Source organism: Algoriphagus kandeliae, assembly GCF_004571135.1.
Taxonomy (GTDB): Bacteria; Bacteroidota; Bacteroidia; order Cytophagales; family Cyclobacteriaceae; genus Algoriphagus; species Algoriphagus kandeliae.
In genome coordinates, this window is the sequence record NZ_SPSB01000003.1 from 680,304 (window position 1) to 694,076 (window position 13,773).

The following is a 13,773-nucleotide window of genomic DNA, read 5'->3' on the forward strand; positions in this document are numbered from 1 at the left end:
CTAACCAAAAAATCCCATGTCCGAGGTAAAAATATTTTCAGGATCCAACAGTACTGAACTTGCAAAAAAAATCTCCAAAAACTTTGGTAAAAATTTAGGACAGGTCACCTTATCCAGATTTAGCGATGGTGAAATGTCAACCAGCTTCGACGAATCCATTCGTGGTTGCAATGTATTCATCATTCAAAGCACCAATCCACCTACCGACAATATTCTGGAGCTTTGCTTGATGATCGATGCGGCTAAGCGTGCCAGTGCTTATAAAGTGTGTGCAGTAATCCCCTATTTCGGATATGCAAGACAGGACCGAAAGGATAGACCTCGGGTTTCTATCGCAGCCAAATTAATTGCAAATATGCTAACATCAGCAGGAGCTGATCGAATTATGACCTGTGACCTGCATGCCGGTCAGATTCAGGGATTTTTTGATATCCCATTGGATCATTTAAATGGATCTGCTATCTTTGTGCCCTATTTGCAAATGCTGGATCTACCGGATTTGATTTTCGCATCTCCGGACGTAGGTGGAGTAGCTCGAGCGAGAGCTTACGCCAAGCATTTTGAAGTAGATATGGTTGTCTGTGATAAGCACAGAAAAAGAGCCAATGAGATTGCCTCCATGCAGGTAATCGGGGACGTAGAAGGTAGAGACGTGGTACTTGTGGATGACTTGGTAGATACCGCTGGTACGCTATGCAAGGCAGCTCAAATCATCATGGATAAAGGAGCAAAATCTGTCAGAGCTATTGCTACTCACGGCGTTTTATCCGGAAAAGCCTACGAAAACATTGAAAATTCTGTTTTGAAAGAGTTGGTTATCACAGATACGATTCCTCTAAGACAGAAATCATCCAAAATCCGAGTATTAGGTGTTGCGGATTTGTTTTCGAAAGCCATCCATGCTGTCACTGGAAACACCTCTATCAGTTCTTTATTTATTTAGAACCAATTTTAAATACAAATACATATGAAAACACTTGAGATTATAGGGTTTAAAAGAGCAAATCTCGACAGTGCTAGTTTGAAGGAAATCCGTGAATCAGGAAGCGTACCTTGCGTAGTGTACGGCCCTGGTATTCCAGAGCAAATTCACTTCCACAGTCCTGCAATCTTGTTCAGAGACTTGATCTACACTCCTGATGTTCACCTTGTTGATCTAAACATCGAAGGAACTAAGGTTAAGGCAGTTTTGAAAGATGCTCAATTCCATCCTGTAAGTGAGGTATTGATGCACGCTGACTTTATGGCTTACACTGAAGATCGACCAATCAAATTCGAAATCCCAGTAAAGGTAGTCGGAAACTCCCCAGGTATTGCCAAAGGTGGTAAGTTGGAAATGAAAACAAGATCCTTGAAAGTAAAGGGTCTTGCCCAAAACTTCCCTGACTACATTGAAGTAGATATCTCTAAATTGGATCTTGGAAAATCTTTCAAAGTTGGTGAATTGAACGTAGAAGGTTTTGAAATCTTGACAAGCCCTAACGTATCAATTGTAACTATCGGTATCCCAAGAGCTTTGAGAGGAAAGAAAGCAACCGAAGAAGCTTAATTTTCTTGAACTCATTTAAAATCCTGCCTCCAAAGGGCAGGATTTTTTTATTTTGAAAAATCAATTTTGAGCATTTCGAGGTAATAAAACATTTAGATGCAAACAGAGATTGTAAAAGCCAAAAGGCTTTATAAACAGGAGAAAATCAAATGAAATACCTAATTGTAGGACTTGGAAATATTGGACCGGCTTACGAGCTCACAAGGCATAATATAGGCTTTCTGACTTTGGATCGACTGGCAGATAAATTCGAAGCGGAATGGAAAAGTGACCGTTTGGCTTTTAAAAGCGAAATCAAATATAAAGGTCGAAGTATCCATCTAATTAAACCAACTACCTACATGAATCTCAGTGGAAAGGCAGTAAATTATTGGATGAAGGAACTGAAAATTCCAAAGGAAAACCTACTTGTAGTAGTTGATGAGGTGGCATTACCCTTTTCTAAATTGAGAATGCGGGCAAAAGGTAGTTCTGCTGGACATAATGGCCTGAAAAATATTGAAGACCTAACCGGGGGCCAAAATTACCCAAGATTACGAATGGGAATAGGAAATGATTTCCCTAAAGGAAAGCAAGTAGAATATGTACTGGGAAGGTTTAGCGAGAAAGAATTTGAAGAACTCCCAATCATGATGGATAAAGCCATCGAAATGATTTTAGCTTTCTGCAGGATCGGCATTTCCCAGACTATGACTCAATTCAACGATTGATCAAAGATTTGGATTTGATTTTGTAACCCTGTACTTTGCAGCACTTCAGGTAAAGATTTATAAAGAAGAGGTAAGAGACTAGGCTCGATGACCCTCTGGCAACCATTCGATTCAATGAAAAGGTGCCAATTCCTACCCTTTCAGGGAACTATAAATTGTAAGATTGCGATCCTATTACTTTTTAGTTCTTATTCGCTCGGGTTGGACTTTTATAATCAACTCCTGATTTTCATCCAAATCCAATCAGTATGAGTCAGCATTTTGAAACCAAAGCTATCCGGATTAACTCTTCCAAATCCAATCAAAAAGAGCATTCAAGCCCTATTTACCTTACTTCCAGTTTTACTTTTGATTCTGCAGAAGAGGCTCGGGCAACTTTTGCAGATGAAATCGAAGGGAATATTTATTCCCGCTACGCCAATCCCAATACAAGCGAACTCATTGAAAAAATATGTGCCGCGGAAGGAACAGAAGATGGGATTGCCACTGCTTCTGGGATGGCTGCAATGTTTGCCAGTATTGCCTCTCTTTTGCAGCAAGGGGACCACATTTTGGCATCTCGATCTTTATTTGGATCCACTCACCAACTCTTGACGCGAATTTTCCCCAAGTGGGGAATCTCATCCACCTATGGAGATATTTCAGATTATGAAAATTGGGACCGACTAATTCAGCCTAACACCAAAATGCTATTTCTGGAAACCCCTTCCAACCCTGGTTTGGAAATCATCGACTTGGAATGGGCTGGGAAATTCGCTGAGTCTCATAATCTGATTTTGGTGGTTGATAATTGTTTTGCCACCCCATACTTACAGCAGCCAGCCAAATGGGGAGCACACTTAGTTGCTCATTCAGCGACGAAGTTTATCGATGGACAAGGAAGAGTTTTAGGAGGATTAATTTTAGGTAAAAAAGAGCTGATTAAAGAGGTTCAGTTTTTCACAAGACATACAGGCCCTGCTATTTCGCCTTTTAACTCCTGGATTTTATCCAAGAGTATGGAAACATTGGCTGTTCGAATGGATAGACATTGCAGCAGTGCCTTAAAAATTGCAGAACATTTCCAATCACATCCAGAGATTGAGCAGGTACGATATCCATTCCTCAAATCTCATCCTCAGTATCACCTAGCTATCAAACAAATGAGCCAAGGTGGGGGAATTCTCACCTTGCAATTAAAAGGTGGCTTAACTAGGGTACAGAGATTTATTGATCAACTGGAGATGATTTCCATCACTGCCAATCTAGGAGATAGCCGAACAATTATCACGCATCCGGCATCGACGACTCACAGTAAACTGAGTGAAGAAGAAAGACTTCGAGTTGGGATTACAGATGGACTCGTCCGAGTATCGGTGGGATTGGAACATCCAGAAGATATTCTGTCAGATATCGAAAAGGCATTGGAAAGATCAAAAAAATAGGGCTTTAAAGCCCTATTTCATTTACCAAGTAGTGGATTTCAATTTTGGAAAAGCCCGGATGACATCACTCAAACTAATTTGACCTACTAATTTCCCGTCCTTTAAAACAGGGAATCGTCTTTTTTTCAGCTCTAAAAATTTTCCTGCCGCATCAAACAAGGATAAGTCAGGAGATAAAGTAATTACCTCACTTGTCATATGCTCTTTGACTTTAGCTGGGAATTTTGGCGTATTGGTATACTTTCCTTTGATAATTTCCTTCAAGCAATCGACTTCGGAAATTATCCCTACCAAACCACCCGATTCATCAACCACGGGGGCACCGGAAATTTTACGCCTTGTCAACACCTCAAGAACCTGATCAATAGTGTCCTCTGGATGGAAGGTGACAAGATTGGTGCTCATGTGATCTCGTACGAGAATGGGAGTAGGAGTAGTTCGCTTGGATGCTACCATACGAACTCCTTGGAAACTTTTTACCATAGCCTTTGAATTTAAAATTGGATGAATAATATACTGAAAATCATCACTTTTTCAAATTATTAATCCAGATAAAATTAATTCTCAGGCTTTTATTCTATCAATATGATTTTCTAAAAAATTTTATTTCTAAGCAAAATTAATGGCCGCCAGTTTTCAGAAGGCTTTTTATACAAATCATCAAAATCAAATGCTCCTACCAAAATATCTTGATCCTCATCTTGATCTATATCTCCCTTAGCGATAATTAGGAAATTTGCATCCGAATCCAAGCCAGAGACATAAGGCTGAAATTGATATAGCCCTTTATTCTCGAAGTAAATCAAGTCTTGCTTAGGAGACTGCTTGGTGTCAGGAAAAAAGGAAATAGCCACTAAATCCACATCCCCATCTTGATCAAAATCATCAGCCTTAATCCCACTTGCGCCATACATCGGATAAAACCAAGTTTCTTCAAATTCAAGACCTCCCTTGTTTTTAAAAATCCGGACTCCATGGAAATTTTTGAAAATTTGAGATAAATCTGCATTGTCTCCATTCACCATCACAATATCTAATAGACCATCCCGGTTAATATCTACCAGTTGAAAATCACTACTTCCAAAGGCAGGTTGAAACTCCAAAAGCACCTTCTCCGAGAAGCGTTGATCTCCGACATTTTCCCAAAAATAAATCCCCTCCCGAGCTTGAGTCATCATCCCAATCACATCCAGGTCTCCATCTTGATCAAAATCCACCAATTCTACTTTCCGTGCACCCGGCAAAGCCTTTAATACTACCTCTTCTTTTCCATTCTCTTTTGAAAAAAATACGCTCAATTTACCCAGATGATTGCCGAACTGAGAAATCACGCGATCCTCTCTCCCATCCCCATTCAAATCCCCAACAGCCAAATCAACTGGACGCATTAGTTTGCTATTAAGACGGGTTGCTTCCCATTTTTGACCTACTTTTTCTAACTGTTCTAATGTCCCTAAAGAATCATTGGAAGGATCCATTAGCCCCATCGAAAGCAACTCAAAACCCGTTTGATTAAAATGTATGGAAACCGGTGCCACATCAGTGATCAAGGAATCAACAAGCTTGAAGCCCTCATCAAATTTCAGTTGAAAAAGCCTTTTGAATCGATGACCCAACCAAATATTGGAATCATCATCCACATGAATCATAGTAATCAGATCAGGGTATAAAAAATCAATTTCAGGAATTTCCACTTCGAAATTTGGAATACCTACTTTAGGAGAAATTTTTTCCTTTTGAGGAAGAGGAGTTGTAGGCGCTGATTCCAAATAATAGTTTTTCAGCTTTTGCCAATCATCCCGCTTGATAAGTGGAATTTCAGAATAGATTCCCTTTGGAACGCCATTATCAGCGGGAAGCGTAACACCAAAATCCTCTGCTAGGTATAAACCCATTCGCATTCGCATATCTGGAAGCACTTTGGTCTCCCAAGTGTTTCTGTCCAAAATTTCCGGATCGGGTTTCAGATGACAATTTCCACAGTATAGCTCTGCGAGTTTTTCCCCATCCAAATTCAAATCCATTTGGGATAATTGGTATAAACTTGGAACAGGCTGTTTTCGCTCAGAAATTGGCCCACATGCAGAAAAAATAAAAATCAAAAGTATGAAGGGAACTAATCTTATCATTCCTTAAACGCCTCCAAAAACTCTTCAACAATAATTTGATCAATCCCTAAATGAAATTTAAAATCCTCTGAATTGGTGGAAAATTGTACTTCCGGATTAAAATATTGATTAATGGATCTGACTTTGGTTTTACAGGATGCATGAATCTCTTGGAAACCTTCCCATTTCTTCAGCTGAAGCACATGGTCAGGTTTGGAGCCACCTCCTGGCATAATGATTATTCGTCCTGCGGCTTTTTGAATCAACTTTTCGATAAAAGCTATTCCTTCAGTCACCGAATTTTTAGCTCCTGAGGTCAGTATTCTTCGAAATCCTAATCGAATAATCTCCTCCAAGGACTCTTCAGGACTTCGACAGACATCAAAAGCTCTATGAAAAGTACATGGTTTTCCTGAAGCAGCTCGAAGAAGGCTTTCGCAAGCCTCTGAATGAATATTTCCATCAGCGTCTAAAACACCAAATACAAATCCATCTGCTCCCATTTCACCCAAAATCTCAATATCCTTTTTCATGACCAACAACTCTTTGGGCGAATAACAAAAATCCCCTCCTCTTGGTCGAATCATGACAAAGACCGGAATATCTAATTCACTTTTCAGAGTTTGAAGCATCCCGGCACTGGGAGTCTCTCCTCCTTCAGGAAAATTTGCACACAATTCCAATCGATGCACTCCAAATCGAGCAGCATCCAAGGCTGATTGAATATTAAAAACGGGGGCCTCCAGTAAATATTCCATGTTAAAAATGACTCTTTGAGTCAATTAATTCATTACTAGTCAGATTAGCTTTGGCGAAATTAAATCCAGGGTGAACAGCGAAAGCACCCACTTCACCATCTTTATTTATCGCCAAAAACCCAGCTTGAATATCTGCAATATTTTTTCTGTTTTTTGAAATCAATCGTCTTACTGCTTCTTCACAAGCTTCCTGTGGGCTTCTTCCCTGTCGCATCAATTCTACAATCAGAAAACTCCCACAAATCCGAATAATCGACTCTCCTAGCCCCGTAGCTGTAGCAGCCCCCGCTTCATCATCCACGTACAATCCTGCCCCAATAATTGGACTATCACCTACTCGTCCATGCATTTTGTAAGCAAGCCCACTTGTCGTACAGCTGCCAGCTAATTTCCCTTTATCATCCATGCCAATCATCCCTATGGTATCATGGTTTTCGATATTAATAACAGGCTTGTATTTGCTGGTTTTTTTCCATTCATCATAAGCTTCTTGAGCCTTGGGACTCAACTCTTCTTTTTCCAGTGGGAATCCCTCAGCAATCGCAAATTGCCGAGCTCCTTCTCCTGCCAGCATAACATGGGGGGTTTTTTCCATCACCGCTCTTGCCAGTGTGATTGGGTGTTTGATTTGACGAACAAAAGCCACTGAGCCGCAGGACCCGTCTCCAGTCATAATGGAGGCATCCAAAGTAGTAATCCCCTCCCTGTCAGGCAGACCCTGCAACCCAACAGATAAATTATCCATGTCCAATTCTGTATCCTTCACTCCCGTCTCCACCGCATCCAAAATACTTCCAGTCTGCTTGAACTTCTCAATGGCAGCAACATTAGCTGGAAGACCATGATTCCAAGTCGAAAGAATCAAAGGTCCGTCTGCCTTTTTTCTAGAAAAATCAATCCGGGGAAGTGCATGGCTGAGAGTTGGTAGAGCGACCAAAGAACCGAGTAAGGATTTTTTAATAAACTTTCTTCTTTGAGACATGAATGATAATTTAGATGAAGTTTTGAAAAGATTAATATCAAGGCTTTTTCTTCAATTTCCCACCAAATCTTAAAAAAATGAGACCTTATCTCCTCAAAGAATGCACTTGGAAATCCTTAAAAACTCATCGATATGAATTAGCAGTTTTGCCTTGGGGTGCAACCGAAGCGCATAATTACCATCTTCCTTATGGAACTGACATTTTCGAGGCTGATGCCATTAGCGCGGAGGCAGGTCGAAAGGCTTGGGAAAAAGGCGGGAATTTAGTCGTATTACCAACCATCCCTTTTGGAGTCAATACTGGACAGGCAGATATTTATTTGGACATTAATATGAATCCAAGTACGCAAATGGCCATTATTCGAGATGTATTAGAAGTTTTAAATAGACAGGGAGTTAAAAAGTTTTTGATCCTCAACAGCCATGGTGGAAATGATTTCAAAACAGCTCTGCGCGAATTAGGGCTTCAATTTCCGGACATGCTTCTGTTCACTTCTAATTGGTTTCAAGCCCTTGACAAAAGCCAATACTTTGAGGAAGAGGGGGATCATGCAGACGAAATGGAAACCGCATTGATTCAGCATTTACATCCCGAATTGGTTTTACCACTTGAGGAAGCTGGAGATGGAAAGGATAAAAAATCCAGCATTCAGGGTGTAAGAGAAAGGTGGGCTTGGGCCGAGCGAAAATGGTCTCAAGTAACCCAAGACACTGGAGTCGGAAATCCAAAAAAAGCCAATCCTGAAAAAGGAAAACGATATTTTGAAGATGTAACCGACAAAGTCGCCCAGCTATTCCTGGATATTTGCGAGGTGAAAACGGATGAGCTGTATCGTTAATTCAATACAGCTCCATCCATTTCTTGAACCTCCCCGCGGAAATTAACCGCTTTAATTCCTTTCACTCCCTCAGGAAGTCGAATCTCTCTGGAAGACTGGGATAAGAAGCCGCTTCCAAATCCAGTTTCGTAGCGGACGGTTTTCCCATTTTCTAATTCAACCACCACCGCTACAATATCCTGACTGGGCACAATGGTTTGCTCTTCCTTATTTTCCAATCTAAATACCTTTAGCTCCCCTCTATTTTGAGAAGCGATCAAAAGCGGACTACCCGAAGCACGATTTAGCTTTACCAAAGCTTTGGCGTCACCCGGAACCAAGAATCCACTTTCTCTTGTGGAAATTGATTCGAAGCCTCCTTGTCCATCTCCCAAAAGAACCAATCCGTTCAAGGCATCAAGTCTTCCAATGAAAATTTCATTCCCGAAATCATTTCCGACCAAAACAACATCCAAATACCCATCACCATTTACATCTTCGGAAACCAGCCCAAAAACAGGGGCTAATTGAGCTTCTTTAGGGAGTTGATGAATTTCGAATTTTCCATTTCCTAGATTTTTCACATAAACAGATCGATCATAATTCCCCTCCAAAATCAAGGCATCTCTTCGCTCCTCTTCTGTAAATAAAGTTTGCTCGGTTGCTTCGGCGTAGGTTTTATATCGCTCAAATTTTCTTCTGAAAAGAATACTTTGTCCATACAAATCATCCCAAAAATGGCTTGGATAGGACTCAAAATTCCCAGAACGATCTTTGTACCAAGAGAAAATCACAGGGTCTACACTTCCATTATTGTCAAAGTCCTTGGCGTAAATTTTAAAGGGTTTTTCAAAAGAAGGATGGAAATGATTATTCGCTCCTAAATTCCCAACCACAAAATCCATATCCCCATCTTGGTCGAAATCACCGGATGCTATGGAATTCCACCAGCCTTTATATTTTTCCAAACCAGTATCGGCCATCAATTCAAGTTTCCCATTTTGATTATGGAAAATTTGAATAGACATTAATTCGCCAACAACAACCAAATCAAGTGCTCCATCCAAATCCACATCCGACCAAATAGCATCGGTCACCATACCAATTTGACTTAATTCAGGCGCAACTTCATCCGTTACATTGCTTAGTGTACCTCCATTATTTTTCAGCAAAAAGCTCTTTTCTGGGTAAGGAAATTGAGCAAAAGGAGTTCTCCCTCCTACAAAAAGATCCAAGAATCCATCTTGATCAAAGTCAGCAGCACGTACTACACTTCCACTTGCTTTCACTTCCTGAAAATTCTGATCTAGGGTAAAATTCCCTTTACCATCATTTAGGTACAGTCTATCGTTATATTCAGTCGAGTTGGGCAAAAACTCATTACTTCCTCCTACCAAATACAAATCCAAATCTCCGTCATTATCCAAATCAAAAAGCAGAATTCCCATCTCTTCGAAATTCGTGTTTTCATCTCCTATCAGTATTCTTTCTGAAAAGGTCCCGTCAGATTGCTGAATAAATGCGGTAGGTTCCTCACCCGACGAAGACCCGACAATCAAATCTTCCATTCCATCCCCATTCAAGTCCCCTACAGCTAAGGCTGGCCCATATTGGGTTAACTTATGTGGTAAGGTCCGCTGTACATTGTAATCAATCTTATCCTGCTCCTGATGGACAAAAGAAATCCCAACCTGATCTGTCACTTCCTCAACAAGCGGACTTCCATTTTCGAAATCCAAAATAGCTAAGGAATATCTTCCGGGCTGTGATTGGCTGTAGTCTACAGAAAGGGTCTGATTTGGATCGACAGCAGAAAGCTGATTGATTCTTCCATCCGGCCAAATCACTTTTAGATCTGCGATAGTACGATTCTTACCCAAACCAAAGTGCATCATTGCATCAAGAGTGGACATATATCCTCGAACTAGCTGCTGCTCTTGAAAAAGTTTGGAACCATCGGAAAAAGTCAAAATTACCTTAGCTCCTAGACCTTGAGGGTTTAATTCAGGTCCCTGCAAATCGATTTTTAGATAATCTCCTTTGTTTTCTTTTTCATTCAGCAAATTCTCAAATACAAAGGCCGGGTCATTAATATTATTCACCACATAATCCAAATCCCCATCCAGATCCAAATCCACTAAGGCTGCGCCATTGGAAAATGAAGGCTTATCCAAACCCCATTCATTTCCACTATTGGCAAAAGTCCAGTCTCCCTGATTTTTAAAGGCATAATTTGGGATTTTTACTATCGGAATAGAATCTAAAAGTTGTCTAACTGTAGCGATATTGCCAACGTCAGCCCGATAGTTTGCAAAATCCTTATCCGTAATATCCCGAGGAAAACCATTCGTGATAAGTAAGTCTCTCCATCCATCCTGATCAACATCTCCAAAAAGCGGCGACCAAGACCAATCAGTTTGATACATACCCGCATACATCCCTATTTCGCTAAATGGAGCTTCAGGACCATTATTCATATGGAGCATGTTTCGGACATGTTGGTATTCATAACCCCATTGTTCATTGCTGATATAGACTTGGTAGGAATTCTTACCAATGGTTGTCTTTTTTCGATAGTTATCTTCACCCAGCATGTCTAAGGTGACGATATCAGGCATCATGTCATTATTGAAGTCTGATATATCTGAGCCCATGGAAAACTGACTTTGATGCTTCAATTTTTGGGAAATTTGATTCGAAAAAGTCCCATCCTGATTGTTGATGTAAAGCAAATCATTCGTTACATAATCATTGGAAACATGGATATCAGGCCAACCGTCATTATTCAAGTCTGAGGTCAAAAGTCCCAAACCAAAGCCTTCAATAGTAATCCCTGCCTCAACAGTTACATTTGTAAATGAGCCATCCCCGTTATTTCGATAGAAAGCATCATTATTAATGGCAGATCCATCCGTAATTTTTTCACGGTAATTCGAAGGTGTGATTTTGCTTTGCTCATTATTCAACACATATAAATCAAGATCACCATCTAAATCATAATCCACAAAAGCAGCTCCCATTCCATTTCCAGAATCGGCAATTCCATAGGAAGCAGCCATTTCTTTAAAGGTTACATTTCCTTGGGAGTCTTTTCCTTGATTTACAAACAATAAGTTATCACGTTCCCCAGGCCCGGTTTTCATCGCAGCAACCACATAGATATCCATCCATCCGTCTTGATTGATATCTATCACAGTAACACCGGTACACCATTTTTCAGAAGCTGATATTCCTGCACCCTCAGAAATGTCTTTAAACTTAAAATCACCTTGGTTGAGGTATAATTTATTAGGCACCTGATTACCTGTAAAAAACAAATCAGGCAAACCATTTTGATCAAAATCAGCAACTGCAACGCCACCCCCATTAAAAATGTATTCGTCCGTGAGGATGTTAAAAGAATCTGTTTCAATAATCTCATTATTAAAATCAATCCCTGTCTCATCAGGAGATTTCAGTTCAAATAGAGTATCTGTTTTTTTACAGGAAAACAGGATTACAGAAACAAAAAGGGAGAATAAAGCGGCATTAATCTTCATGATTGGGCAGGGGTAATTATTAGTCTTGAAATTACTATTTAATCAAATAGGGCAAAAAAAATTAAGCAGAATTGACTGGTAAAAACAAAAAAAGGGACCATTTCTGGTCCCTTTTTTAAACTATCAATTTATGCTTAGAAGCCAGGATTCTGAATCAGAATGTCTGAACCTACTAAGTCAATTTGATCTTGAGGAATTGGAACAAGACGATACTTGTCAGAGAACTTAGCTCCACCCAATGCACCAGTCAGAATAGTTCCGTCAAGTGCAAAGTAGAAGTCCAATTCAGCCTGAACAGTATTCCATCTGATTAGATCATAGAATCTATGTCCTTCCATTCCCAACTCAAGCATTCTCTCCATACGAACAGCAGTTCTTGCTGCATTTGCATCAGTCCAAGGAGCATCATAAGTAGAGATTACATAGTTAGCAGCTGGGGTTCCGTCTTCACGAAGCAATTTAGAGTTCATTGCTCTCTCACGAACTCGGTTCACCTTAGCGCGAGCACTTTCCAAGTTACCAGTTTCGATATCTGCTTCAGCTGACATCAAAAGCACATCGGCAAATCGAATAATCATGAAGTTGATACCAGTGTAACCTGGAGTCCAAGAAGAGTTATCCTGGAAAGAACCTTGCTCAGAACGAGCATATACATACTTCTTAGGAGAGTAAGGGCCACCATTAGGCTGGTTACGAATCCAAGCAGCGCCTGGATGATCTTGCCAATCTAGATAAGGAATACCTCTACGACCTACAGTATGATCCAAACGTGGATCCAAGTTACCAGCATCTGGAGTAAAGTCCTGGTCAGAGTTTAGACCCATATCACTTTTTACTCTGTTAGCTGGATCATTGTAAGACTTGTCCAACAATGGAAGACCATTAGCATCAGTTCTAAATGCATTCACGAAAGTAAAGCTTGGCTGGAAGAATCCACAACAGTTACCTGGTCCAGCAGGTCCGGTATTGTATGGGAAGTTCAAGTCAAACTCAGGGTTAGCATTCAATACAGACCCTGTACCTGCAGCAGACTGATAAGCCCAAACAGATTCCTGATGGTTATCATTTGCTCCGCGGAACATGTCATCATAGTAAGGAACAAGATCATACTTCAATCCATTGGATGTAACACCATTGGCAATTACATCGTCAAACATGGATTTAGCCTGAGAGAATTTCCCTTGATACAAGTAAACCTTACCCATATAAGCCTTGGCAGCCCAAGAGTTTACACGACCAACTTGTGATTGTGTAGCAGGAAGGTTATCAATTGCATATTGGAAATCAGCCTCAATAAAAGGCCATAGATCTTGGTTGTTACTTACTTCTTCCAAACCAGAACCGTAATCAACATTCTCATCTACATAAGGCGTATTGTTGTAATCACGCTTCAATTCAAAATAGAAGTGAGCTCTCAGGAATCTTGCCTGAGCAGCTAATCTGATAGCGTCAGCATCAGTCACATCTGGTCCTGGCTCTTGCAATAATCTCAAAACGTTGTTAGCGCGGGCAATACCCTCGTAGCAAACGTTCCACTTTGACCCCATTTCACCAGAAGCAGCATCATTTTCAAAACGCTGAATAGGGTTAATGGTGGTAAAGTCCCCAGGGTCAGTACCTTTATTAGCCTCTCCCCCTCGGATACTTCCCCAAACCCAGTTGGAAGGGGAACCTAGACGGTTACCTCGTCCGTTCACCTGAGAATATGCTGCAATCAAGGAAGCTTCAATACCTGCCAAAGATGACAGCTGAGCTTGTGCAAGCAATCCTGTTGGTGGAACTTCAAGGAACTCATCAGAACAACTCACTGCTACCATCATCATTGCTGATAATGATAGGGCTCCAAATTTTAATTTAAAATTTTTCATTTTTAATCAATTATATT

11 protein-coding genes and 1 riboswitch are annotated in these 13,773 nt (G+C 40.5%); of the genes, 5 read left to right on the forward strand and 6 right to left on the reverse strand.

Annotated elements, in window-relative coordinates; translation table 11 throughout:
* The first annotated feature begins 16 nt into the window (after window positions 1–16).
* The 4 genes from E4S40_RS11545 (at window position 17) to E4S40_RS11560 (ending at window position 3,683) form a co-directional block, all read left to right on the forward strand.
* A complete protein-coding gene (locus tag E4S40_RS11545; protein WP_135074159.1) occupies window positions 17–943 on the forward strand; it encodes a ribose-phosphate pyrophosphokinase in 927 nt (308 codons plus the stop codon).
* A gap of 24 nt (window positions 944–967) precedes the next feature.
* Entirely contained in the window at window positions 968–1,549 is a 582-nt protein-coding gene (locus tag E4S40_RS11550) for a 50S ribosomal protein L25/general stress protein Ctc (RefSeq protein WP_135074161.1), read from the forward strand.
* Between the two features lie 149 nt (window positions 1,550–1,698).
* Window positions 1,699–2,259 (forward strand): aminoacyl-tRNA hydrolase, encoded by a 561-nt coding sequence (pth, locus tag E4S40_RS11555; protein WP_135074163.1) that lies wholly within the window; start codon window positions 1,699–1,701, stop codon window positions 2,257–2,259.
* Between the two features lie 54 nt (window positions 2,260–2,313).
* Window positions 2,314–2,416: riboswitch (SAM riboswitch) on the forward strand.
* Between the two features lie 91 nt (window positions 2,417–2,507).
* A complete protein-coding gene (locus E4S40_RS11560) occupies window positions 2,508–3,683 on the forward strand; it encodes a trans-sulfuration enzyme family protein (RefSeq protein WP_135074165.1) in 1,176 nt (391 codons plus the stop codon).
* A gap of 21 nt (window positions 3,684–3,704) precedes the next feature.
* On the opposite strand, the gene E4S40_RS11565 is transcribed toward E4S40_RS11560, so the two are convergent.
* The 4 genes from E4S40_RS11565 to E4S40_RS11580 all read right to left on the reverse strand — a co-directional run bounded on the left by E4S40_RS11565 (window position 3,705) and on the right by E4S40_RS11580 (window position 7,531).
* Complete coding sequence (locus E4S40_RS11565) at window positions 3,705–4,166, reverse strand: CBS domain-containing protein (RefSeq protein ID WP_135074167.1); 462 nt, start codon at window positions 4,164–4,166, stop codon at window positions 3,705–3,707.
* 110 nt (window positions 4,167–4,276) lie between these two features.
* A complete protein-coding gene (locus E4S40_RS11570) occupies window positions 4,277–5,707 on the reverse strand; it encodes an FG-GAP repeat domain-containing protein (RefSeq protein ID WP_161971801.1) in 1,431 nt (476 codons plus the stop codon).
* A 101-nt stretch (window positions 5,708–5,808) separates the two neighbouring features.
* Window positions 5,809–6,549 (reverse strand): copper homeostasis protein CutC, encoded by a 741-nt coding sequence (locus E4S40_RS11575; protein ID WP_135074171.1) that lies wholly within the window; start codon window positions 6,547–6,549, stop codon window positions 5,809–5,811.
* A gap of 1 nt (window position 6,550) precedes the next feature.
* Window positions 6,551–7,531 carry an isoaspartyl peptidase/L-asparaginase family protein gene (locus E4S40_RS11580; protein ID WP_135074173.1) on the reverse strand — a complete coding sequence of 327 codons (981 nt, stop codon included), beginning with the start codon at window positions 7,529–7,531 and terminating at the stop codon, window positions 6,551–6,553.
* A gap of 77 nt (window positions 7,532–7,608) precedes the next feature.
* Between E4S40_RS11580 and E4S40_RS11585 the strand changes: the two genes are divergently transcribed.
* The gene (locus E4S40_RS11585) at window positions 7,609–8,370 is read left to right on the forward strand and encodes a creatininase family protein (protein WP_135074175.1); all 762 of its coding nucleotides are present in this window, start codon (window positions 7,609–7,611) and stop codon (window positions 8,368–8,370) included.
* On the opposite strand, the gene E4S40_RS11590 is transcribed toward E4S40_RS11585, so the two are convergent.
* Both E4S40_RS11590 and E4S40_RS11595 read right to left on the reverse strand, forming a co-directional pair.
* Complete coding sequence (locus E4S40_RS11590; protein WP_135074177.1) at window positions 8,367–11,888, reverse strand: FG-GAP-like repeat-containing protein; 3,522 nt, start codon at window positions 11,886–11,888, stop codon at window positions 8,367–8,369. The two genes, E4S40_RS11585 and E4S40_RS11590, sit on opposite strands and share 4 nt — an antisense overlap.
* Before the next feature lie 134 nt (window positions 11,889–12,022).
* Window positions 12,023–13,756 carry a RagB/SusD family nutrient uptake outer membrane protein gene (locus E4S40_RS11595; RefSeq protein WP_135074179.1) on the reverse strand — a complete coding sequence of 578 codons (1,734 nt, stop codon included), beginning with the start codon at window positions 13,754–13,756 and terminating at the stop codon, window positions 12,023–12,025.
* Window positions 13,757–13,773: the final 17 nt, after the last annotated feature.